The following is a 20,698-nucleotide window of genomic DNA, read 5'->3' as shown; positions in this document are numbered from 1 at the left end:
TGCGCCACGCCCTCTCGGACGAGTATGTTGACGCGAGGGAACTGCATGAAGCAGCGGGCTACTCCCCAGATGACGCGGCGCGCCTAGCAAGGCACGCGCGGCATTGCAACGCGCTCTGGCAGGAAGGCCGCGGTTTGGCCCGCACCGCCGGTGTCACGCACCCCGCAAGAGGGGTTACGGTCCAGACGGTCCACACTCTGCGATGTAATCGGCCAGCCGCGTCTGCAAGTCGGGGACGGCATCTTTTCGGGTGAGGAAGCGCTCCACGGTCATCATCCGCCAGCGCTGCCCCTCGCTCCCAAATGTGATCTGTTCGATCTCGCCCGCCAGCAAGTGAGCGACCAAGAAATGGCTGGCGAGGCCGCCGAAGGGACTGGGGTAGCGGCGGCTCCAGACGATCCTGCCGACCGGTATGTGGAGACCGAATTCCTCCTCGACCTCGCGCATGGCGCATTCGGCAGGGGTTTCGCCGGCCTCTCTCCCTCCGCCCGGCAAATCCCACAGGCCAGGGAAGGGAATGCCCGACTTGTCGTCGCGGAGATAGGCAAGCAGCCGATCTTCGCGTTTCAGGACGATTTTCGCGCCTGAAAAGTCCCCATCGGCCGCCATTTCAGCGACGCGCGGTCGCTGTCAGCTCTCGCGCGTCTTCAGCCATTCTTCGAGCCATTTGATCGAATAGTCGCCGCTCTTTACGTCATCCTGTTCGAGCAGCGCCTGGTGCAAGGGCACGCTGGTCTTCACGCCTTCGATGACCATTTCCTCCAGCGCGCGCTTCAGGCGCATCATGCACCGTTCGCGGTCGCGGCCATAGACGATCAGCTTGGCGATCATGCTGTCGTAATAGGGCGGGATCGAATAACCGGCGTAAATCCCGCTATCCACGCGGACATGCATGCCGCCTGCCGCGTGATAATAGCTGATCTTGCCGGGGCTGGGCGCGAAGGTGAACGGATCTTCCGCATTGATGCGGCATTCGATCGCATGGCCGGTAAAGGTGATGTCGTCCTGCTTGCAGGACAGGTCCTTGCCATCGGCCACTCGGATCTGTTCGCGCACCAGATCGATGCCGGTGATCATTTCGGTCACCGGATGTTCGACCTGCAGGCGGGTGTTCATCTCGATGAAGTAGAACTCGCCGTTTTCCCACAGGAACTCGATCGTGCCCGCACCGCGATAGGCCATGTCGCGCATGGCAGAGGCGCAGACTTCGCCCATCCGCATCCGCTCTTCATGGCTGATGACGGGCGAGGGCGCTTCTTCGAGCACCTTCTGGTGGCGGCGCTGGAGCGAACAGTCACGCTCGCCCAGATGCACGGCATTGCCGCGCCCGTCGCCGAAGACCTGGAATTCGATGTGGCGCGGATTGCCGAGATATTTCTCAATATAGACGGTTGCATCGCCGAAGGCGGCCTTCGCCTCGCTGCCGGCCTGCTGCATCAGGGTTTCGAGCTGGTCTTCGCTTTCGCAGACCTTCATCCCGCGGCCGCCGCCGCCCGATGCCGCCTTGATGATGACGGGATAACCGATTTCCGCGGAGATGCGGCGCGCCTCGTCGAAATCCGACACGGCGCCGTCGCTGCCGGGCACTAGCGGCAGGCCCAGGGCGCCCGCGGTACGCTTGGCTTCGACCTTGTCGCCCATGGTGCGGATATGTTCGGGCTTGGGGCCGATCCAGGCAATGTCGTGCGCTTCCACGATCTCCGCAAACTTGGCGTTTTCCGACAGGAAGCCATAGCCCGGGTGGATCGCATCGGCCTGCGCGATTTCGGCGGCCGAAATGATGTTGGCGACGTTGAGATAGCTGTCGCCCGCCGCCGGCGGACCGATGCAGACGGCGTGATCGGCCAGGCGCACATGCATGGCATCGGCATCGGCGGTGGAATGCACCGCGACCGTCTCGATACCCATTTCATGTGCGGCGCGGTGGATGCGCAGCGCGATTTCGCCGCGATTGGCGATCAATATGCGTGAAATGCCCACGAACCGGCCCTTATCCGACGACGACGAGCGGCTGGTCGAATTCGACCGGCTGCGCGTTTTCGACCAGGATCGACTTTACCGTACCGGCCTTTTCGGCAGTGATCGGGTTCATCACCTTCATCGCTTCCACGATGAGCAGGGTCTGGCCTTCCTTCACGCTGTCGCCGACCTTCACGAAGTCCGATGCGCCCGGTTCGGGGGCGAGATAGACCGTGCCGACCATGGGCGACTTGATCGCACCGGCGGTATCGGCGGCCGGGGCAGCGGCGTCGCCCGCGGGGGCCGCAGGCGCTGCCGGGGCGGCGGCAGGTGCCGCGGCGGCCACGGCGGCAGGGGCAGCGGCCATGGCCACGCCGCCGCGCGATACGCGGATCTTGCGCTCGCCGTCTTCGACTTCGATTTCGGTCAGCCCGGTGTCGCCCAGCATCTCTGCCAGTTCGCGTACGAGCGAGGTGTCGACATTCATGCCGGAATTACCGGCGCCTTTGCGATCGGCCATGAAATGGTCCCTTGTTAGTTTTCGCCCGCGCCTATGCTACCGCTCGCCGCGCAAGACAAGGGGCAGGGCGGGGTTTTAGAGAGCCGCGGCCTTCTCCAACGCTACGGAATAGCTGCGCGCGCCGAGGCCTTTCACGCAATCTGCGGCGGCCATCCCGACATAGGACAGGTGGCGAAATTCCTCGCGCGTCTCCGGATCGGAGAGGTGAACCTCGATCACCGGCACCTCGATCGCCTTGATCGCATCGAGCAGCGCGATCGAGGTGTGGGTATACGCCGCCGCGTTCAGCAGCACCGCGCGGGCTTCCTGCCGGTTGGCGTCATGCAGCCAGTCGATCAGCTGGCCTTCGTGATTGGTCTGGTGGAAACTGATCGCCAGCCCCAGCTCTTCGGCCTGCTGCGCCAGCATCTCCTCGATATCGGCGAGCGTCTGGTGCCCGTAGATCTCCGGCTCGCGCTGGCCGAGGAGGTTGAGATTGGGGCCGTTGAGGACGAATACGGTGTCGGTCATCAGCGCGCTATGAAAGGGCGGCGCGATGGCTTCAACATGTTTCGGGCTTTGGCGGGATTATGGGCGGCAGCGCGGGGCGGGAGGGCGTAAGTGGGAGCAGCGGGCGGAGCGGATGTCTGCTGCGGCGTGGCTAAAGGATGAAAGCAGACATTCTGCTAGCGACCTTAATCACGTTCGTTCGGTCGCTTCTCGGATCAAAACGAAAACAGCTTCTTAGAACGGTCGACCGCCTCGCCCAGAGCTAGTTGGTGGCATTTACTATATGTTTGGTTTCCGCCGATAATTGTGGCTTTCAAATACAGGGGGTCACGATGAAGATTACATATTTACTGAGCGCGGCAGCAGTGGCGACTTTAACGGCATGCGGTGGTGGCGAGGCTAGCACGCCGACAGCACCGCCTGTATCAACGCCGAGCCCGACCCCTCCGCCCGTCGCATCTCCATCCTACGATCCGGTATTCAATTTCGACGCGGATTTTCAGAATTTTCTCCTGACCGTTGAATTGCAACAGGCCGGTGTGATCGAGAATGGCAGGTTCGCTAGGCAAAGCGTCAGCTTCGCGCGCGATGACCGGGCAATCGACAAAAGTGCCCTCTGGAATGCAACCGCTGAAAATATCACACTTCGCTATGGTACTGAAGATGTGCTCTTCGAATCAGCTAACCTCGGCAGCAGTGTAGACAATGGGCGGCAATGGTACAAAACCATGTCCAATCCCTATAGATCGGATGCCTTCACCATCACAAAGATGGAAAGCTATACCTATATGTTCGCCGCCGTCCACGAGCAGGAGTACGATCTGACAGATGGTACAGGTCGCCGCGTTTTAAAGGATCGGTATGGCGTCGGAGGAAGTTTTACGCAGATCAGCGATCTTCCCGCGTCCGGAAGTAAGACATATCGATTAACTGGGTCATCTACCTCCCCGACCAGGGATGGTGCAGGCGGACTGTTTGCCGCCAGCCAGCCGGGAACATCTGATGATGCCGCGTTATCGATTGATTTTGCTTCTTCGACCTTCTCGGTCCCTGTCTATCTCGAACAGGTATCGGCAGCTAACGGAAATGAGCCTATCAAGATCAGCGTGATTTTAAATGGCACCTATGACGCTGACACGAACCGCATCTCAGGCACGATAGAGAGCACTAATTCCCAATACACTGGCTCATTCGGAGGGGCCTTTTTCGGGCCGAAGGGGGAAGAGTTGGGCATTATCTACAGCCTGCAACACCCCACGGATGAGCAAGTTGTTGGCAAGATAACGGGAGATAGTGATGGGACTGATATCTAGAGTGCTTCAAGCGTTAAGAAGTGGATGATCCGCTTTCTACACCACCTCTTGACGTTTTGGCCGTGCTGGCGGGGTTCCAAAAGCTCATGGGCATCTGATGGCCCGGCTGCTGACCACCAGTGCCTTAGACTTTCACTTAGGAGCGAAGTTCGTGACTGACGGTCAGCGCTTTCTCGCGGAGCCGCGGCACGGTGAAGAACCGCATATACGGTCTCAGCCTCGATGAGGTAGTCGGCAAAGTCGGTATCTGATTTGCATTCCACAGCTTCACAGCTGCTCGACGCAACTATGAATCCTATTCGTAAGCGGCTTCCTCAGGCCACGCGCCTTTCGTTTTCCTACAGGCTCGCTTTCTGCCACCACCGTGGGAATCGCCCGGCGAGAGAGGAGGTTTTAAGGTGCGGTCGGCACGGAATTCGGGAGGAAATGTCGGTGCGGCTGGAAGTTGACACAAAGCGTGCGACACAAAAGCCAAAAGCGGCAGAAATGCGGGCGTGTTCTAGGATGGCCGAGTTTTTGTTTTGCCGCCTGTCGGTGTCAACCGGATGGGCGTGCAAGCCAGGATGCGAACTTCGGTCACGCACACAAAAAACCGGGCGCGAAGGCCCGGTTTTCTGGTGTGGTGTAAGGGTCAGCGCGCGTTGTAGGCCAGTTGACGGGCGCGGCGGCTTTCGAGTTGGGCGAGCGCCTTCTCGGTCACGTCGGCGACGCATTCCTTGTCGACGATCCGTCCCGAGGTGGTGACCGAAGTCCGTACTTCGCAGGCGCGCTTTGCGGCGTCGGCGATCCGGGTGCGGACCTCCTCGAAATGGGCGGGGTTCGACAGGTCGAGATCCGCGTGGGAGATGCGTACTTCGATCTCGTTTGGCGCGGCGCTCGAAGGAGCGGCGGAAAGGCACATGGCCGAAGCCAGGGCAGGGATAAGCAGGCGGCGCATAATCGTTCTCCAAACAGAGTGATTAGGGTGAGCGGCCTCCCAAGACATGATGATTGTGCAGTGCAGCATGATTCTTCGCAAGTGCAAAAAATCTCGTGTTGCTTGCAGTAAACGCAAGAGTATTGCTGGCACCGGGCATTTGCCGCAATCTTGTTGGCTTCCCCAGCGCTACGGGTGAGACAAACGCTCGTCAGGGCTGCGGGATGATCCAGCGGTTACTTGCGCGGTCGATGCTGCCGCCGGCTTCCTCGGTCACGGCGCGGTCCACGATTTCGAGGCTGCGTTCGCCCATGGCGGCGAAATAGTCATTACCGTCGTTCGGGAAGCCCTTGCGCGTGCGGTGGATGTGGAAACTGCCCGACAGCGGCATGCCGAACGCCTCCTCGATTGCCGCGCGGCCCATGATCGAGCCGATCAGCCCGCCCCAGGTGGCGGTGGGATTGTCCGAATCCCAGCCCGCCAGCGTGCCGATGCGGATCGTGTCGCGCAGATCGCCCTCGCCGTAGAAATAGCTGACCAGCCCGGCGGCGAAGTTGATCCCGCCCGCAAAGCAGCCGTTGCAATAGAGCCCGCGCGCCGAGATGTCGTAGCCGTCCTGCATCTCGACCTGATAGCGCCGGTAAACCGCATCGCGCGCTTCTTCCCAGCTGGCGCCGCTTTCATACTTGGCGAGCACGAAGCGGTACATGGCCAGCGGATATTCGCCTTCGGGCAGCACGCGGCTGGCCTCTTTGGCGATGGCGCGCAGCTGCGGCCCCAGCGGGCGCGCGGGATCGACCCGGGCGGACAAGGCATGAAGCGCGACGTGGAAACGCGCGATGTCCGCCGCCTCGCCGCGCGCGGCGGTGCGGATCGGCAGATCGGCCATGCGCAGCGCCACATCGGGGCGGCCCGGCGCGAACAGGCCGAAGATCTCGGTCGAAAGCTGGGCGTCGATCATTTCCCAATGCTCGTTGAGCGCGGGGTCGGAGGTCTCGGGAGGCAGCGTCCCCGCCAGCATCAGTTCATGCGCCCGCTGGTTGGAGACCCAGAGATAGTTCTGATAGCCCGTCTCGTCCGTGCCATAGGGGGTGGGCTTGGTCTCGTCATAGATATGGTCGATCCACGCCTGGCGGATCTGCTGCGGCGTCAGAATGCTGGTCCGGTGCTTCAGCAGCGCGTCCTGATAGATATATTCGATATCGGTATCGTCATCCGCGCCCCAGCTTTCGCCCGGCGCGCGCAGCACGAAATCGATGGTCGGCGAGATCGGGCTGGGCTTGCCGGGATCGAAGATGCTGGGCTGGTCGGGCTGGCCCCAGTCCTCGCGCGTGTAGAATTCGCCATGCGGCCCTTCGCCGCCGATCTTGTCCATTTCGGTGACGAGGCCGGTCCAGTTGGCGATGCTCTGCCCCAGCCAGAAACCTTCCATTCGGCGGGCATAGGCGGCCCGGTCGATTTCCAGCGTGGCGGTTTGCGCCGTAGCCGCGCTGTGCGGGGAAGGAGCAGTGCCAGTGGTGGCGCAGGCGGCCAGAAGCAGGGGCAGGGCGGGCAGCATCAGTCGGCGCAAAATCTCTCTCCTCCACAGGGCGATGGGCGGCGTTTCGCGCCTGCACCTTGATCGCCCTCCCATTGTTGCGCGGCGGTGTAGCGGACTGAATTCAAGTCGGAAAGGCCGAGTTGTGATCGTTCACATTGGTTGCGCAGATTTAGATTGGGATAGATTGAGGTGATCGAACTTCGTATCCGACGCAGCCTTGATATGCGAACATACCGGGTGCCCAGTCTCCGCTTGCTAGCATTGCATTCTGATGGGCCGCCGCTCACAATGCAATTCATGATTGTTCGAGGAATTTTCTTAGCTCTATCTGTCTGCTTTCTCAGTTGGGCTATCCCTGCCGCTGCGCAGACTTTGGTGGACGAAGGACGGCCAGTTGCCCGTATATATCTGGCACCGGGGAACAAGGCAGAGGCCGCTGGCCACGATTCGATACCGCCGCTCGAAACCGCTGTCGAAGAGCTCAATTATCATTTGCTGAAAATGTCGGGGGCGCAGCTTGAAGTCATACTAACCAACAACGTGGAGCAGGTTCGCGGTCCTGCGATCGTCCTCGGGACGCTGGCCCGGAAGCTGGGCGCTATTCCCACGAAGAAAAGCGAGTCCGGCGAAGCCTTTAGGCTCATGACGCGGGGCGACCAGCTCTTGATCGGCGGGGAAAGCGAGGCAGCGGTCCTGCTGGGAGTATATGCTCTGTTGGAAAAGGTGGGCTGCGAGTGGGTGATGCCGGGTGTGATCGGCGAGATAATCCCGCAACGCGATACTGTTTCGTTGCCGCAGATGGATGAAACGCAGGTCCCCGATTTCGCGATGCGGAAACTCTGGTATCGAGGCGGACAAAAACTCGTTTCCATGACCGAGAAAGAGCGCTTTCAGCAGTGGATGCGTCGACAAAGGGGCGGTACGTTCGAACCAGTCGCAAAGCAGACCGAAGGTCATTACTGGCAAGAGTTCATCAGGAAACACCAAGCGCAATTCGATGAAGACCCGACCATGTACGCTTTGCGCCGTGATGCCAGCGGAGAACTGAAGCGTCTCGGGCCGCAAATTGAAAGCACCCATCCGCTGGTTATCGAATTGATGGCACAGGACATCCGGGAGGTCTTCGCCAAGAAGGGATGGGCCAAGGACAGAAAGGTCGGGTTTCCCATAGGACCGGCGGATGGCGTAGGCTTTTCGGAAACGCCCGAGGCGCTTGCGGTTGGGTCCGGTACGGTGGATGCTGCGTCGGGCGTCATGGATCAAACCGAACAGATGGTCCTGCTCGCAAACCGCATTTTCGCTGCGTTGGGGGAGGAATACCCCAATGTCTACCTCGGCTACTATTCCTACGGCGCACATGCCGGATATCCGCAACGCTACAGGCCGCATCCCAGGCTGGTGCAGATTTTCGCGCCGATCAATTTTTCGCGCTACCACTCGGTAGTTGACGATACCTCTCGGAGCCAAGGCCGCTATCGTGAGGTGGTAGAACAATGGGCCGTCCTGTCCGCCAAACAGGGCAACCCCCTCCTGTATCGGGGCTACAACTGGAATTTGGCCGAAAACATTCTTCCCTATACCAAGGTCCGGATTTGGGGAGAGGAACTGCCGTTTTACCAGCGCATGGGGTTGATCGGCTTGAATGTCGAAGCGACCAAGGCATGGGGGATCAATGGTCCGAGCGATTGGATGTTCGCCAAACTGGCATGGGATTCATCCCGCGACTGGAAAGATCTGCTCCACGAATATTGCGTGAAGAGCTTTGGGGCTGGAGCTCCCGCTATGGAGGACTATTTCCTGCGCCTTGCCGAAAGGCAGCATGCCGCCGGACAGGAGGCTGGTTCCTATCATGCGATTCCGCTCATCTTCGACCGTCAGTTCGTGGTGGCTGCAAAACGCGACATGAGGGAGGCGATGCGCAAGGCGCGCACCGCGGATCAAAGGACCCGAATCGCCCATTTCCGTCCGGCGATCGAAATTCTCGACCGCTTCCTGGATTATCACGAGGCCACAATGCGCTTCGACTTCCCCGCCGCAAAATTGGCGTTCGAAGGCATGGGCGATGTCTGGCAGCAAGCTTATGACCAAAATAGCGACATAGCTGCGAAAGAAGGTCCACAATATCTTGATCGCTTCATAAGGCCGTTCGTCGATACGGCCGTTGAATACACAGTCGCTCCTTACGGCTTCTTTGGGCCGCTTCCCGACCAGCTTCAAACTGCGTTCGCTTCGCGTGCCGAGGGGCTTCGGCTGCACTTTGACCGAATGCAGACCGACGAAACGGCTTTCTCACCGACCAGCACTTTCTCCACCACTTGGGATGCGCAGCGCCTCACAAGTCCAGGTGGCTCGGTCTGGTACCGCCATAGGATTCCACTACCGGACAACATGAATGGCGAGCAGCTGGCGCTGTTTCTGGGCAGCTTCGATGATAAGGCAACCGTATGGCTGAATGGGCAACTCGTCGGATCGAGCGGGAGGCAATTTTCAAAGCCCGCCATCTTCGATCTCACGGACCAAATGGTGCCTGGGAGTGACAACATTCTCGCAATTCACATCGAACGCCGCGATGGCATCAACGAAATCGGCATCGGCGGTCTTTTCCGGCCCAGCTTTCTCTTCACCTTTCCCAAAGGCCGCGAAGAAACCCTTCCGTTTGCACAAGACTGACGGCGCAGCAACCGAGGACCCGCGGAAGGGGCGGTTCGATCCGGCAGGTGCCGCAGCTGACTTACATTTCGCAGTCAGTCCGCGAAGGACTCCCTATAATCATTCTCAATCGAGGATATCAGCCCGCAATTCTCAAGTTCGACCGACTGCCACGGCAGGCTAGACGCCACCCGTCCACTTCACCGGGATGCGCAGATAGTTGACGCCGTTATCCTGCGCTTCCTCGAACCGGCCGGCGCGGATGTTCACCTGGATCGAGGGGAGCAGCAGCTTGGGCACGGCCAGGCCCTTGTCGCGGCTTTCCCGCAAGGCGACGAAGCCGTCCTCGTCCATGCCCTCCGCCACGTGCACATTGGAGCGCAGCTGTTCGTCCACGGTGGTTTCCCAGCGATAGTCGTCGCGGCCGGGCGCCTTGTAATCGTGGCAGAGGAACAGGCGCGTCTCGCGCGGAAGGTCCAGCAGGCGGTGGATCGAACGGTAGAGGGTGCGCGCATCCCCGCCGGGGAAATCCGCCCGGGCGGTGCCGAAATCGGGCATGAACAGCGTGTCCCCGACAAAGGCGGCATCGGCGACCAGATAGGCGACATCGGCGGGCGTATGGCCGGGCACATGCATGACGCGCACCTCCAGTTCGCCGATGGCAAATCGCTCCCCATCCTTGAACAGGCGGTCGAAGTCGGAACCGTCGGTCGCCAGATCCTCCATCGCAAAGACCGGGCGGAAAATCTTCTGCACATCCTTTATCCGCGCGCCGATCCCGATCCGGGCACCGGTCCGCGCTTTGATGAAGGGCGCTGCCGAAAGATGATCGGCATGGGCATGCGTTTCCAGAACCATTGTGATCTGCCATCCGCCATCTTCCGCAAAGGCAAGGATGCGCTCGGCCGACCGGGTATCGGCTGCGCCGCTGGCAAGATCGAAATCGAGAACCGGGTCGATCACCGCGGCCTTCCGCGTCGCCGGATCTCCCAGCAGGTAGCTGATTGTATTGGTCGCTTCGTCGAAAAAGGCTTCGATCGCGGGCTTGGTCATATTCTTCGCTCCATCAGGCCTTGCTAATATATAAGTGTATGCTAAATAAGCAAGTGCTTAAGGAGGCGTGACGATGCTGCACTCGATGGATCTGAAAACATTCGAAGCCAAGGCGGGCATGGTCGCGGGCACGCTCAAGGCCATGGGCAACGGCCGGCGCCTGATGCTGCTGTGCAAGCTGGTCGAGCACGGCGAGATGACGGCGAGCGATCTGGCCCGTGAAGTCGGCCTGTCGCAGCCCGCCTGTTCGCAGCATCTGGCAAGGATGCGCGACGAGGGCCTCGTCTCCTATAGGCGTGAGAGCCAGATGCTGTGGTACGCGATTGCCGACCCGCGCGTCGAGACGCTGCTCGCGCTGCTGTACCAGCTTTATTGCAAGGACTGACCGAATGACCTGTGTTTCCCTTACTCCCGCCGAAGCCGCGCGCATGATCGATGCCGGGGCGAGGCTGGTGGATATCCGAGCGGCGGACGAACATGCGCGCGAGCGTATTCCGGGCGCTGCCAATCTGCCGCTCGAGCGGATCGAGGACCTGCCGCACGGCGAGACGCCGGTGATCTTCCACTGCAAGTCGGGCATGCGCACCGATGCCAATGCCGCGCGCCTTTCCGCCGCCGCAGCGGGCGCACCTGCCTTTCTGATCGGCGGCGGGATCGACGGCTGGCGCCGGGACGGGCAGCCGGTGCTGGCCGACAGGAGCCAGCCGCTCGAGATCATGCGCCAGGTGCAGATCGTGGCGGGTATCCTGATCCTTACGGGCGTTACCCTGGGCTTCCTGTGGACGCCTGCATTCTTCGGCCTTGCGGGCTTCGTCGGCGCGGGCCTGCTGCTGGCCGGATCGACCGGCTGGTGCGGGATGGCCCATCTGCTGGGGGCGATGCCGTGGAACCGCCGGGCGGCCGGCTGACACGGCGATGGATGTGGGCGCCATCGCCGCGGGCCTTGCTGCGGGATGGGTCATCGGGCTCATCCTCGGGCTGGTCGGCGGCGGCGGGTCGATCCTCGCCGTGCCCCTGCTGGTCTATGTCGTCGGGGTCCAGTCGACCCATGCAGCGATCGGAACCGCGGCCGTCGCGGTCAGCATCAACGCCCTGACCAGCCTTGCCGGCCATGCCCGCGCCGGGCGCGTGAAATGGCGCTGTGCCTCCGTATTCGCGCTGGCGGGTATGGCGGGCGCGGCCTTGGGCGCAGAAATCGGCAAGGCGGTCGACGGGGACAGGCTGCTGGTCCTGTTCGGCCTGCTGATGATCGGGGTGGGGCTGACGATGCTGCGCACACGGCGCACGGCGCTGGCGCCGGACGTGCGCCTCGACCGGGCCAGTGCGGGCACCCTGCTGCCCCGGCTCGTCCCCATCGGCCTCGGCACCGGGCTCGCGGCAGGCTTTTTCGGCATCGGAGGAGGCTTCCTGATCGTGCCTGGCCTGATCCTGGCGACTGCCATGCCGCTGGAATTCGCCATCGGAACCTCGCTCGTGGTCGTCAGCGCGCTCGGCCTGACCACGGCGACATCCTATGCGCTGTCGGGGCTGGTCGACTGGGGCATCACCGCGCTGCTCGTGGCAGGCGGACTGGTAGGTGCTGTGACCGGCATCGCCCTCGGCAAGAAGCTGGGCGCACGCGAAGGCCTGCTGGAACGCGGCTTCGCCCTGCTGGTGATCGCGATCGGCGGCTTTGTGTCGGTGTCGTGAATTTCGTGGGCAGCGCTCTTAGGACGCGAACTATCTCCAAAGCCACAGCAGGATCCCTGCGTTAACTGCCGGTGCCAGCAGGGCAACAAGCGGGCCGAGCGCTCCCAAGCGGTCGGCGAACAGGTTCCAGGGCAGGCCCAAGGGCATCAGAAACACTGCGGAAAGCGGGTCTTTATCCTGTCCGAACCATCCGAAAGTGCCGATAAGGAAAATTACCGCAGCGAAGGCGTAGAGGGCGAGAAAAAGCCAGAATATCCATTTCATCGCAGCGTCACCTCCCACCTGCTCTGCCAGCGCCCTGCTTTCGTCACCCTCCCTCGACCAGCGCGTCAACAATGACGTAGCTTTCGGGGCCGTAGGTAATCGTCACCGTGTCGCCGCTGCGGGTGTATTCGAAATCCCAGCCCGCACTGCCGTCTGATTGCGCGCTGTCAGCACTTGTCGGCGTTGTGCCGGTGAAGAAAATCGCGCGTTTGCGTCCGTCGGGCTTCGTTACCTCGACCAGATTACTGCCTTCTTCCATCCAGTTGCGCTTCACCCCGGCAGGACAGCTTTGGGTCGGAGCGGCACCCTTGAAGCCGCACATAATGTCGGCGGTCGCGTTGTAATCGGTCCCCGCAACCTTCGTGTCGGTCGATTGGGTCGGTATGGAAGGATCGTTTTCCGCCATGCCTGCGTTCGCCATCCCAAGCGGTATGGAGACAAGGCGCACTCCTTCGATATTGTCCACGATCTCGCCGCCCAGCGCCTCGGCAGAAGTCTCGTCGGGACAGCCCACCAGCCGCGCGCTGTCGTCGAGGTAAGGCGAGGTCGCCGCGCTCTCGCCGAGAGTACGGCAGGGGTCGCCTGCCTCGGGGTAACCATCGCCGAAGGGGGCAAGGGTTTCGGGGATGGAAGCGGCAGCCGAGGTGCTCGCTTCGACGTCGGCTTCGGGTGGACCGACCTCTCCGCCGCAGGCGGCGAGCGATAGGGTGAAGGCCAAGGGCCCAGCGGCAATCATCGAGCGCATCGGCTTCTCCTTAGCGGCAGTTGGGATTCTGGCCGATGTCCCGGACATCGTAGAAGCGGCCGTCTGCGATCGTGACCTGCACGCACTGGCGCGAGGCAGGGCGATACTGGATCGAATAGCGCGTATTGCCGCTGGTGAAATTGTCCACCTGACGGAAGCCGCGGCGTTCCAGTTCGCTCATTCCGCCCGCCGCACGTGCACCCTGCAGGTCGGCAAACTGGGCGTAACCGCCGTAGCCACCGCGGTTGGAATGGTGCCTCAGATTGGCAGAACGCTGATCGACCCCCGCCCGATAACCCGACGAGTAGGCGTCGTTATTATCGTAATTGTGGTATGCTGCGTTGTAGAGACCGTCATTGTAGCCGCGCTCGTAAAATTGCTCGGCCTGAGCGTCGGAAAGATGCTTGTCATCGTCGTGATGGTGGGACTTGTGGCTCAGCAGCGCTCCGAGGATCGCGGCGCCGGCCACCACGCCAACTGCTGCCGCGGCACTGCCATTTCCGCCATGATGGCAATCCTTGTCGGAGGCATCGGTAATGGTTTCCACCGTCCCGCCATAGGCTTCGACCGAAACGCAGTTCCGGTCGCTTGCATCCCACCAATAGGAATAGGTGTAACCCATCTGATTGGTGTTGCCGGTGATGTAGGTGAATCCGCGCGAGATCAGGGCACTCTCTGCTCCATCGGCAGGCAATCCATTCAAGGTAGTCAGCTGGCTCGCCTTTTCGGCAAAGGCGGGTGTCGTCGCCAGGACGAGTGCTGCGACGGAGGCGAGGGTAGAGCCCAAAGCGGTGACATGCATCGTATCACTCCTCGATAAGGAACATACACATGCGACTCGATTTTGAACGGGATGCTATCATGAAGTCGGAGAAAGTCGATCTAGTGCGGTAAGTCGCGGAATCGACAAGCGGATTGACAGAGCATCGGATGAGACCTTTCGTAAGGTCAGCCACTTTTCTTGAATTTGGCGAACGGGCGGCCGTGTTCCGCCGATTGCGGGTCCTTCGGGACATGGATGGCGAGGCTGCACTTCAGTCCGCCAGGACGAAACTCCATCGTCACCTCCGCTTCGCCGCCGGAATGCGATCCGCGTTCGATCAGGCGCGTGCCGAAGCCCTTGTGCTCTGGCTCGGCAACCGGGGGGCCGCCGCTTTCCTGCCAGGTCAGGTGCACGATATCGTCATCGCCAGCGCTCTCGACCGACCAGTCTATCGCAACCGTGCCATCCTCCACCGACAGCGAGCCGTATTTCACCGCATTGGTGGCTAGCTCGTGGACCGTCATCGTCAGGCCCAGCGCGGTTTCCGGATCGAGCAGATGGTCGGGCCCGTCCATGCCGATGCGCCCGGTCAAGTCGCCCAGCGAGGCACCGAGCGTCGCGCGGAGCAGGCTGCGCAAAGAAGTCGGCCGCCAGCTACCCTCCGTCAGCAGGCCGTGCGCTGCGGCCAGGGCGGACAGCCGCGCGGAAAACTGTTCGACCGCGCTGCTCGCCGCCGGGACCGACCTGAAGGTCTGCTTCGCGAGCGCGTGAACCACTGCGATCGTGTTCTTAACCCGGTGCTGCAGCTCGTTGATCAGCAGATCCTGCCGCTCTTCGAAAGCAACCTCTTCGGTGATGTCATAGCCCTGGATGATGATCCCGGAAATTTCGTTTTCGGGATTGAGGCAGGGCTGGAAGATGAAGTTCAGATACCGGATTTCCCCGGCGTCGTTATCCGCGGTGTTCAGCATGACCTTCTCGCGCCGGCCGATATAGGGCTCACCGCTGCGATAGACGTGATCGAGCACCTCGATGAACCCCTGCTCGACGACTTCGGGCAGCGATTCTTCCACCGCCTTGCCAAGGATGTCCCTCCTGCCGACGAGGTCGAGATAGGCGGTATTCGCCATTTCGAAGACGTGACCGGGGCCGCCCAGAACGGCGACGAAACCGGGGGCCTGATCGAAGAATTCGGTGAGCCGCCTGCTTTCCCTCACCAGCGTGACGTTCCGCGACTGGACCTTTTCGGCCCGGCGGATGAGGTCCGCCTGCTTGCGATGCTGCCTCAGTTCCTGCAGTTCCGTCACGTCGACGGTATGCTGCAGGATGAGTTTGACCGCACCCGCATCATCGAGCAGCGGCGTATGCGTCGCGCTCCAGTAATGGGTTTGCATCCCGCCATCGGGCGCGGTGATATCGTAACGGATAAGGGCGAGCTCATCGACCTGCCCCGTCCGCAGGACGCGTTGCAGGGAATCGTCGAGCAGCCGGTAACTTTCCGTCGCGGGATCGCTGGGAAAGGCGTCGAACAGTGTTTTCCCGATGATATCCTCGCGCTCGCGCATGGTCGCGCCGAGATAGGCATCGTTCACCCACACCAGCCGCAATTCGGGGTCCATCACCATGTAAGGGTTCGGCGATTTTCCGAGGAGAGCGGCGAAATCGATGTTCAAGCGAAGTCCATTCTGATGCTTACGATAGTAAAGATGAGAAGCGCCTAATTCAGTCTGTCAGCCGTGTCATCCCGTGCGTCCACGCACAATAATAGTTCGCAGCCTGATTTTGTTTCCCGTAAAAAGCGCAGCCGGCAGCGGTATTTTAGGCCCATAATAGCGCCTGCTTGAGAGAACAGCGTGATTTCATTATGATTTACGCATGACCGACGACACGCGAGACCTTCGTCACGAGCTCAGAAATGCCGAGCAGGACAAGCTTGCGCTCAAGAAAATGCTCAACCGGGCTGCCGATGAAATCGACGATCTGGCAGATGCGGACTGTTCGCCAGCCTCGATCGAACACGCTCGCTTGCAGGCAAAGCGCCTGCGCAAGGTGAGCGGTCCTAAAAAGAAATAGGTGGTGCCTCTGCATAAGCAGCCGCGCCCGTCGCCGGTGGCTTCGTCACGCAGCAAGATCAAACAGTCGCCGAGGTCCCGGCACTCATCTTCTCAACGCTTCCCACACTGATCGAGAGTGCGAAGGAAGAGCCCCTTACGAACCGAAGTATCGAGCCTTCAGTTCGGCGATATCCGCCCGCATGGCGGCGCGATCTTCCGGAGCGAGGGTGCCGCCGCTTTGCTGTTCGAGCGTCATGTATTTGCGCAAGAGCCGGGCCCGCTCGTCGCGGTACTCCCGCGCCACGTCGATGGACCCCTTGGGCACGCCTGCAGTCCCTACTGGCGCAAGCGCGCGGAACTGGGGCGCGGCATAGGTGAGGGGGGCGATTGTCGGATCAGGGGTGCTGGTATGTGCGCTCAGCCCGGAAGCGAAGATCCCCGATACCGCACATGCTGCCAATGCCAGTCTGCTCATTGCAAGATCCTTTCATTGTCCGAAGATGTAACCAGATCAATCGGAACCTGTCGGTAAGCTGAACGAGAGTCTTGCGGGAGACCGCTGCTGAGGGGGCATTTGCCACCCAGCACACAGTATATTGCCGCGCTATCGGCGAAAATCACCCGCGATTGATTTTCGCGACATTGCCGCAAGCGTCAATTCTTCGGTGCCAATCTCGAGAATATTTATAATTACTTGGCACATTGCCAAAGTCCTCAAGGCGCTGAGTGATTTTTACGTCGCGACTCCAGCCGTCAAGGAGGCCAGACTCCGCCTCCGCACCAACAACTATACTGTGCCATTCTTCGGAAATATATGCTGGCGGTAATACCGAGCAGCAGTCGGGGAAGTAACGAAGATAGCTCTTTATTAAAGCAACGCCGCCTAAATCATCGCTGTTATAAAAGTCGCTTTCTTTAAATTGCTGAAAATGGATAAGTGAGGGATCGTCGTATGCATGATCAAGCGCGGCAATCAGGCGCTCTTCATCCGTCAATTCTCGACCCAGCCCTGAGCAGTAATCCATTTCAGCGGTGTGATATATTTCTGGTGGGTCGCAGCACGCACTTAACAGGGCGCAAGAAGCGAAGGGGATTGCCCACATAATCGAGCGCCACGAGCGCTTTTTGACGTGCCGTTGATACAGAAGGACAGCCGCTAAGATCACGAGCAAGGCCGCCATGACCACAGTGAAATCGATCCAAACACTGGCGACCGCGGCCATCGCCATCATTGGAAGCCACAGTAAAAACCAACGGAGCCACGCCTTTCGCACTAGCGTCCGCCGTTGACTTTCTTTGTTAAACATCAAGATCTCCGCTTCTTCCGAAATATCGCGAAATATTGGACTCGATTCCCGGGGCCGTCATACGGGCTAAATTCACAGCAACTCCCGCCACTCGTTTGGCGCACCTTCCCGGCGTTGCCGGCGATCAATTTCAATAATTGATAGAGTAATAGGGCGCTGCGGCTTCGGCGGCAGCTCTGCCGTGCAGCGTCTCTGCTCCTTCCTGGTCGAACTCGTATTCGCTTATTGCGGTGGTGATGTCGTCATCGGCACAGGCCTCGATTTCCGAGGAGGTGAGCGGCGATTTCGGAGCGACGCAGCGGAAGATCGCCATCCGCGGAGGGACCATGTTCGCCGGTTCGAAGTAGGAATTCGCTTCCTCCAGCAGGGGGCGCAAGCGATCGGCATAATCGATTGCATATCCGGCCTGCTCTTCATTGGAGGGAAGGTTTTCCGGCTGCATGACACGCTCGAGATGGCTTTTGGCTTTGGCAAAATTGCCCAACTCGCGCAGCGCATTGACCGCTCTCAGATTGTACCAGAGCCATTCGTCTGCAGTCTCTTCGGTGCGCGGCATCGCCATGGCGGCATCGATGAACAGGGTTTGATATCTGGCCTTTCTTTGCGGATCGCGATCCGTTTCCCACGTCGCATTGAGGAGCGAGCGGACCTGAGAGACCGGCTCTTCCCCAAGCAGCTTTTGAAGCCAGGCCGCCCGGAAGTAGGGCGTTTCTTCCGACCGCATGGCTTGGTATTCCGGCGTGGCGATCGCGGCTTCAAGTACCGATAGTTCTTCCTCGGTAAACTCTTCGTCGATCAGCAGCAGCCCGTTCTCGGGGCACTCTATGATCGGGTAAACCGGCATTGGGCTATAGGGGCGACCATCGGGCCGCTGGCCGTAAGAAACATTGCTGGCCACGACATTCGCTTCGAACTTTTCCCCGCCAACCGGGCACTCGAATTTTCTGGAGACGAAGGTCGTGGCGTTCGCCGGATTGTAAAGCGCGGCGATGATGGAAATAGATGCAACGGATAATATCGTGAACTTATTCATGGTAGTATCCCGATCATCTTATAAAGCTCTCAGATGTATTAACATCATCTTGCGAATTATTATAGCGTCAATCACCGGATTGCGAGTTGTTCTCAGCAGCAAGCGACATGAGGAGGAAGCAAATGGCACAGCCCTGTTTCTCATGCGGGGGCCGTTTCGAACTGTATGAGGGGCCCACCCACAAATACATGCTGTCCTCACCCGGCTGCTGGAAGGCGTATGGTGAGCTGTTGGCGCGCGAGTACGAAAATCCATTGCTGTTCGGAGCAGCCCATCGGCTGACCGTCGATGCCTATGCATTGCAGCATCCCGGCGATCCTTCTGATCGCCGTGCAACGCAGTCAGTTTGGATCCACTATGCTGCCCTCCATCTGGCAATGGTGGAAGAGGTTTCACACGCATCGATACCGGCCAAGATGCAGACGCTGGCGAGCAAACCTCTCCCCCCGCTACCGCCGGCGCCGCAGTCTCATTCGATCACGCTCGCCGATGTGGTCGCCGAGGAGGCCAGTAATCATGTTCCTGCGGTCCAAAGGTGGGCGGCGTCTGCATATAGCGCTTGGGAGCCCCTTCGCCGCGACGTAAGTCGGCTTCTAGCTGACCTTTAGCCCTCCTTCCGCTTTCCACCTTAGTTCAGAGATAGCTGCCGAGCGTGACGCTTCCTAAAAGCTGCCTGTCACCTAACGACCCGATTGCAGTCATTCACCGGCGATGTGGCGAACGCCAAAAGCAGACTCAGGGCCTGCTAATGACGCGGTCGAATAGGGCGAAACCGTATCCCACCCCAACGCAGTATAGAGAACGCGGCCAGCTTCCGTTGCAACCAGCACTTGCGGTCCGCAATCTAGCTGCCGCGCTGCATAAAGTTTTTTCATCAGGACTTGGGCCAAGCCTTTTCGGCGATGCTCGGGCCGCGTTACGATGCGGTCGTATATGAAGACATCAGTTGTCTCTACGGCATAGCCATCCGCAGCGAGTTCGCCTGAATTGCAGAATATCTGCGCGTGGGTCACTACCCCATAGCGTTCGACTCTGATCTGATAGCCGACCGCTAGCCTTCCCGCGGCGGGTTCCGACGTCGATTGCATGAAGTAGCCAGGAGGATGAAGCGTCCACTGGACCGGCAACAGGGCGGCTAGTTCGTCGGCCGAACCACAAAGTTTCAGGAGATATCCCGGCTCGCTGATGGTTTGAGCAAGCCTTGCCAGATACGGCTGCGCTTTCGGAAACACCCAGCGAGCAATCTCGTCCTTCGAGTTTGTATCGACGCGAAAACCGCCATATTCCGGGACCGGCATCGGCAAGTCGCGTGCGATCGAGCGGGCAGATAGCCACGCGCTCAAGAGCAAAGCATCAACGCCTAAAAAAGTCATTCCTTCATGTAGTTCGCCCGGCAGCTATCCGTCCATGGAATCTAGAGAGCGGACAGTCGCAAAACCACCCAATTGCAGACACTACGAACCTCAGAATGGAGTCCCAGAAGAGGCCGGCGTTCCGCACCCCTCTCACTCCTCATACCTCCCTCCCCTTCGCCTTGCCCCATTGACGGGCGGCGGTGTAGCCGAGGTAGCCGGTGCCGAAGAGGGCGTAGAGTTCTTCCGGCAGGCCGCTCAGATAGCTGGTGATGCCTGCGCTCACGCCCTGGGCGGCGGCGGGGGAGAAGGCGCTCAGCACGCCCATCGGCAGGGCGAAGAGGATCATCGCATACATCACGTAAAGGAAGCTGGGGCGGGCGCGGCTGGTCCAGGGGTCGGGACTGCGCGCCTCGGCGACGATGGCGGACAGGCGCGCCTCGATCTGGCGCAGCTCGTGCGCGCCTTCGAGCTTTAGCAGTTCGAGCTTGGCCTCGGCGCGGGCCTGTTTGTCGGGGATGATCTTGTCGATGATCGAGGCGAGCGGGCCGATGAGCGATTCGATGAGGGCCATTTGGTTTCTCCTTGCCTAAAGAAGTAACCAGATGGGTTCTTGTAGGAAAGGGTGTTCTGGCTCCCGAGTGCCGGAGCTAGCGCGGCGACTCGCAAGAACGGCGCAAATCGGGGCGGAATTCGCTTTTCGGCAGCGCGAAAAAAGTGATCTGGGAAGGGAGTGCGCAGAAGCGAATCCTATTTCGCGCCCTTTTGTCCAGCATACGCCGTGTGTTCGGCGCGCGGGCCACCGATCAAGACGGTGTTCGGAGCGTTTTCCGGAACATTGCGGGCAACACCGAGGGCGGCGCCGCGGATGTGGGAGAGAAGGGGTGGTAAACCACTGGTCGGGATGACTGGATTCGAACCAGCGACCCCCACACCCCCAGTATGGTGCGCTACCAGGCTGCGCTACATCCCGAAACCAGTGGAGGCGGCCCTATAGGCCCGGCTCATCCACATGGCAAGCACCTGTCTTGTCCAATTCATTGCCAGTCTCA

At 60.3% G+C, this 20,698-nt stretch carries 23 protein-coding genes and 1 tRNA gene; 7 read left to right on the top strand and 17 right to left on the bottom strand.

What is annotated here, in order from left to right; all coding sequences use genetic code 11:
- Nucleotides 1-174 precede the first annotated feature (174 nt).
- The 4 genes from K3175_RS03355 to aroQ all read right to left on the bottom strand — a co-directional run bounded on the left by K3175_RS03355 (nucleotide 175) and on the right by aroQ (nucleotide 2,989).
- On the bottom strand, nucleotides 175-609 hold the full coding sequence (locus K3175_RS03355) for an NUDIX hydrolase (RefSeq protein ID WP_221541931.1): 435 nt from the start codon (nucleotides 607-609) through the stop codon (nucleotides 175-177).
- Between the two features lie 21 nt (nucleotides 610-630).
- Nucleotides 631-1,980 carry an acetyl-CoA carboxylase biotin carboxylase subunit gene (accC, locus tag K3175_RS03350; RefSeq protein WP_221541930.1) on the bottom strand — a complete coding sequence of 450 codons (1,350 nt, stop codon included), beginning with the start codon at nucleotides 1,978-1,980 and terminating at the stop codon, nucleotides 631-633.
- A gap of 10 nt (nucleotides 1,981-1,990) precedes the next feature.
- A complete protein-coding gene (accB, locus tag K3175_RS03345) occupies nucleotides 1,991-2,479 on the bottom strand; it encodes an acetyl-CoA carboxylase biotin carboxyl carrier protein (protein WP_247710633.1) in 489 nt (162 codons plus the stop codon).
- Nucleotides 2,480-2,554: 75 nt separating this feature from the next.
- The gene (aroQ, locus tag K3175_RS03340) at nucleotides 2,555-2,989 is read right to left on the bottom strand and encodes a type II 3-dehydroquinate dehydratase (RefSeq protein ID WP_221541929.1); all 435 of its coding nucleotides are present in this window, start codon (nucleotides 2,987-2,989) and stop codon (nucleotides 2,555-2,557) included.
- Nucleotides 2,990-3,300: 311 nt separating this feature from the next.
- On the opposite strand from aroQ, the gene K3175_RS03335 reads away from it, so the two are divergent.
- Nucleotides 3,301-4,281: a transferrin-binding protein-like solute binding protein gene (locus K3175_RS03335; RefSeq protein WP_221541928.1), complete on the top strand. Its 981-nt coding sequence runs from the start codon at nucleotides 3,301-3,303 to the stop codon at nucleotides 4,279-4,281.
- A 631-nt stretch (nucleotides 4,282-4,912) separates the two neighbouring features.
- Here the strand turns inward: K3175_RS03335 and K3175_RS03330 are convergent.
- Together K3175_RS03330 and K3175_RS03325 are read right to left on the bottom strand one after the other, a co-directional pair.
- The gene (locus K3175_RS03330) at nucleotides 4,913-5,218 is read right to left on the bottom strand and encodes a UrcA family protein (RefSeq protein ID WP_221541927.1); all 306 of its coding nucleotides are present in this window, start codon (nucleotides 5,216-5,218) and stop codon (nucleotides 4,913-4,915) included.
- Between the two features lie 190 nt (nucleotides 5,219-5,408).
- Nucleotides 5,409-6,767: an ADP-ribosylglycohydrolase family protein gene (locus K3175_RS03325; RefSeq protein ID WP_221541926.1), complete on the bottom strand. Its 1,359-nt coding sequence runs from the start codon at nucleotides 6,765-6,767 to the stop codon at nucleotides 5,409-5,411.
- 159 nt (nucleotides 6,768-6,926) lie between these two features.
- Between K3175_RS03325 and K3175_RS03320 the strand changes: the two genes are divergently transcribed.
- A complete protein-coding gene (locus K3175_RS03320; RefSeq protein ID WP_221541925.1) occupies nucleotides 6,927-9,407 on the top strand; it encodes a DUF4838 domain-containing protein in 2,481 nt (826 codons plus the stop codon).
- A 159-nt stretch (nucleotides 9,408-9,566) separates the two neighbouring features.
- Here K3175_RS03320 and K3175_RS03315 read toward each other — a convergent pair whose 3' ends face one another.
- Nucleotides 9,567-10,439 carry an MBL fold metallo-hydrolase gene (locus tag K3175_RS03315; RefSeq protein ID WP_221541924.1) on the bottom strand — a complete coding sequence of 291 codons (873 nt, stop codon included), beginning with the start codon at nucleotides 10,437-10,439 and terminating at the stop codon, nucleotides 9,567-9,569.
- Nucleotides 10,440-10,512: 73 nt separating this feature from the next.
- On the opposite strand from K3175_RS03315, the gene K3175_RS03310 reads away from it, so the two are divergent.
- Genes K3175_RS03310 through K3175_RS03300 form a run of 3 tightly spaced genes read left to right on the top strand, consistent with a single transcriptional unit; the run spans nucleotide 10,513 to nucleotide 12,128 of the window.
- Nucleotides 10,513-10,824, top strand: coding sequence for an ArsR/SmtB family transcription factor (locus K3175_RS03310; RefSeq protein WP_247710632.1), 312 nt, complete (start codon nucleotides 10,513-10,515; stop codon nucleotides 10,822-10,824).
- Between the two features lie 4 nt (nucleotides 10,825-10,828).
- Nucleotides 10,829-11,347 (top strand): rhodanese family protein, encoded by a 519-nt coding sequence (locus tag K3175_RS03305; protein ID WP_221541923.1) that lies wholly within the window; start codon nucleotides 10,829-10,831, stop codon nucleotides 11,345-11,347.
- 7 nt (nucleotides 11,348-11,354) lie between these two features.
- Nucleotides 11,355-12,128 (top strand): sulfite exporter TauE/SafE family protein, encoded by a 774-nt coding sequence (locus tag K3175_RS03300; protein ID WP_221541922.1) that lies wholly within the window; start codon nucleotides 11,355-11,357, stop codon nucleotides 12,126-12,128.
- A gap of 30 nt (nucleotides 12,129-12,158) precedes the next feature.
- Here K3175_RS03300 and K3175_RS03295 read toward each other — a convergent pair whose 3' ends face one another.
- The 4 genes from K3175_RS03295 to K3175_RS03280 form a co-directional block, all read right to left on the bottom strand.
- A complete protein-coding gene (locus K3175_RS03295) occupies nucleotides 12,159-12,392 on the bottom strand; it encodes a hypothetical protein (RefSeq protein ID WP_221541921.1) in 234 nt (77 codons plus the stop codon).
- Nucleotides 12,393-12,435: 43 nt separating this feature from the next.
- Nucleotides 12,436-13,137 carry a hypothetical protein gene (locus K3175_RS03290; protein WP_247710631.1) on the bottom strand — a complete coding sequence of 234 codons (702 nt, stop codon included), beginning with the start codon at nucleotides 13,135-13,137 and terminating at the stop codon, nucleotides 12,436-12,438.
- Between the two features lie 10 nt (nucleotides 13,138-13,147).
- Nucleotides 13,148-13,939, bottom strand: a complete 792-nt coding sequence (locus tag K3175_RS03285; RefSeq protein WP_221541920.1) for a hypothetical protein — start codon at nucleotides 13,937-13,939, stop codon at nucleotides 13,148-13,150.
- Nucleotides 13,940-14,085: 146 nt separating this feature from the next.
- The gene (locus tag K3175_RS03280; RefSeq protein ID WP_247710630.1) at nucleotides 14,086-15,573 is read right to left on the bottom strand and encodes a sensor histidine kinase; all 1,488 of its coding nucleotides are present in this window, start codon (nucleotides 15,571-15,573) and stop codon (nucleotides 14,086-14,088) included.
- Between the two features lie 202 nt (nucleotides 15,574-15,775).
- On the opposite strand from K3175_RS03280, the gene K3175_RS03275 reads away from it, so the two are divergent.
- A complete protein-coding gene (locus K3175_RS03275; protein WP_221541919.1) occupies nucleotides 15,776-15,973 on the top strand; it encodes a hypothetical protein in 198 nt (65 codons plus the stop codon).
- Nucleotides 15,974-16,108: 135 nt separating this feature from the next.
- Here the strand turns inward: K3175_RS03275 and K3175_RS03270 are convergent, their stop codons facing one another.
- From K3175_RS03270 to K3175_RS03260, 3 genes are all read right to left on the bottom strand, one after another.
- Nucleotides 16,109-16,429 (bottom strand): hypothetical protein, encoded by a 321-nt coding sequence (locus K3175_RS03270; RefSeq protein WP_221541918.1) that lies wholly within the window; start codon nucleotides 16,427-16,429, stop codon nucleotides 16,109-16,111.
- A 142-nt stretch (nucleotides 16,430-16,571) separates the two neighbouring features.
- Nucleotides 16,572-17,261: a hypothetical protein gene (locus K3175_RS03265; RefSeq protein WP_221541917.1), complete on the bottom strand. Its 690-nt coding sequence runs from the start codon at nucleotides 17,259-17,261 to the stop codon at nucleotides 16,572-16,574.
- A 130-nt stretch (nucleotides 17,262-17,391) separates the two neighbouring features.
- Entirely contained in the window at nucleotides 17,392-18,294 is a 903-nt protein-coding gene (locus tag K3175_RS03260) for a hypothetical protein (RefSeq protein WP_221541916.1), read from the bottom strand.
- A 122-nt stretch (nucleotides 18,295-18,416) separates the two neighbouring features.
- Here K3175_RS03260 and K3175_RS03255 point away from each other — a divergent pair, with 122 nt between their 5' ends.
- Nucleotides 18,417-18,902 carry a DUF5946 family protein gene (locus K3175_RS03255; RefSeq protein WP_221541915.1) on the top strand — a complete coding sequence of 162 codons (486 nt, stop codon included), beginning with the start codon at nucleotides 18,417-18,419 and terminating at the stop codon, nucleotides 18,900-18,902.
- A gap of 90 nt (nucleotides 18,903-18,992) precedes the next feature.
- On the opposite strand, the gene K3175_RS03250 is transcribed toward K3175_RS03255, so the two are convergent.
- The 3 genes from K3175_RS03250 to K3175_RS03240 all read right to left on the bottom strand — a co-directional run bounded on the left by K3175_RS03250 (nucleotide 18,993) and on the right by K3175_RS03240 (nucleotide 20,619).
- A complete protein-coding gene (locus K3175_RS03250; RefSeq protein WP_221541914.1) occupies nucleotides 18,993-19,667 on the bottom strand; it encodes a GNAT family N-acetyltransferase in 675 nt (224 codons plus the stop codon).
- A 139-nt stretch (nucleotides 19,668-19,806) separates the two neighbouring features.
- Complete coding sequence (locus tag K3175_RS03245; RefSeq protein ID WP_221541913.1) at nucleotides 19,807-20,220, bottom strand: holin family protein; 414 nt, start codon at nucleotides 20,218-20,220, stop codon at nucleotides 19,807-19,809.
- Between the two features lie 322 nt (nucleotides 20,221-20,542).
- Nucleotides 20,543-20,619 (bottom strand) — tRNA-Pro (locus K3175_RS03240).
- Nucleotides 20,620-20,698 lie beyond the last annotated feature (79 nt).

It is taken from the genome of Qipengyuania aestuarii (genome assembly GCF_019711535.1).
GTDB classification, from domain to species: domain Bacteria; phylum Pseudomonadota; class Alphaproteobacteria; order Sphingomonadales; family Sphingomonadaceae; genus Qipengyuania; species Qipengyuania aestuarii.
Note: the sequence above shows the minus strand (reverse complement) of the source record. Positions and strands in the feature narration are given on the sequence as shown.

Excerpts from the sequence above, each read along its gene's own strand:
- K3175_RS03355 (WP_221541931.1), bottom strand. The coding sequence starts at position 609 with ATGGCGGCCGATGGGGACTTTTCAGGCGCGAAAATCGTCCTGAAACGC.
- accB (WP_247710633.1), bottom strand. The coding sequence starts at position 2,479 with ATGGCCGATCGCAAAGGCGCCGGTAATTCCGGCATGAATGTCGACACC.
- aroQ (WP_221541929.1), bottom strand. The coding sequence starts at position 2,989 with ATGACCGACACCGTATTCGTCCTCAACGGCCCCAATCTCAACCTCCTC.
- K3175_RS03335 (WP_221541928.1), top strand. The coding sequence starts at position 3,301 with ATGAAGATTACATATTTACTGAGCGCGGCAGCAGTGGCGACTTTAACG.
- K3175_RS03330 (WP_221541927.1), bottom strand. The coding sequence starts at position 5,218 with ATGCGCCGCCTGCTTATCCCTGCCCTGGCTTCGGCCATGTGCCTTTCC.
- K3175_RS03315 (WP_221541924.1), bottom strand. The coding sequence starts at position 10,439 with ATGACCAAGCCCGCGATCGAAGCCTTTTTCGACGAAGCGACCAATACA.
- K3175_RS03310 (WP_247710632.1), top strand. The coding sequence starts at position 10,513 with ATGCTGCACTCGATGGATCTGAAAACATTCGAAGCCAAGGCGGGCATG.
- K3175_RS03305 (WP_221541923.1), top strand. The coding sequence starts at position 10,829 with ATGACCTGTGTTTCCCTTACTCCCGCCGAAGCCGCGCGCATGATCGAT.
- K3175_RS03300 (WP_221541922.1), top strand. The coding sequence starts at position 11,355 with ATGGATGTGGGCGCCATCGCCGCGGGCCTTGCTGCGGGATGGGTCATC.
- K3175_RS03295 (WP_221541921.1), bottom strand. The coding sequence starts at position 12,392 with ATGAAATGGATATTCTGGCTTTTTCTCGCCCTCTACGCCTTCGCTGCG.
- K3175_RS03290 (WP_247710631.1), bottom strand. The coding sequence starts at position 13,137 with ATGCGCTCGATGATTGCCGCTGGGCCCTTGGCCTTCACCCTATCGCTC.
- K3175_RS03285 (WP_221541920.1), bottom strand. The coding sequence starts at position 13,939 with ATGCATGTCACCGCTTTGGGCTCTACCCTCGCCTCCGTCGCAGCACTC.
- K3175_RS03275 (WP_221541919.1), top strand. The coding sequence starts at position 15,776 with ATGACCGACGACACGCGAGACCTTCGTCACGAGCTCAGAAATGCCGAG.
- K3175_RS03270 (WP_221541918.1), bottom strand. The coding sequence starts at position 16,429 with ATGAGCAGACTGGCATTGGCAGCATGTGCGGTATCGGGGATCTTCGCT.
- K3175_RS03265 (WP_221541917.1), bottom strand. The coding sequence starts at position 17,261 with ATGTTTAACAAAGAAAGTCAACGGCGGACGCTAGTGCGAAAGGCGTGG.
- K3175_RS03260 (WP_221541916.1), bottom strand. The coding sequence starts at position 18,294 with ATGAATAAGTTCACGATATTATCCGTTGCATCTATTTCCATCATCGCC.
- K3175_RS03255 (WP_221541915.1), top strand. The coding sequence starts at position 18,417 with ATGGCACAGCCCTGTTTCTCATGCGGGGGCCGTTTCGAACTGTATGAG.
- K3175_RS03250 (WP_221541914.1), bottom strand. The coding sequence starts at position 19,667 with ATGACTTTTTTAGGCGTTGATGCTTTGCTCTTGAGCGCGTGGCTATCT.
- K3175_RS03245 (WP_221541913.1), bottom strand. The coding sequence starts at position 20,220 with ATGGCCCTCATCGAATCGCTCATCGGCCCGCTCGCCTCGATCATCGAC.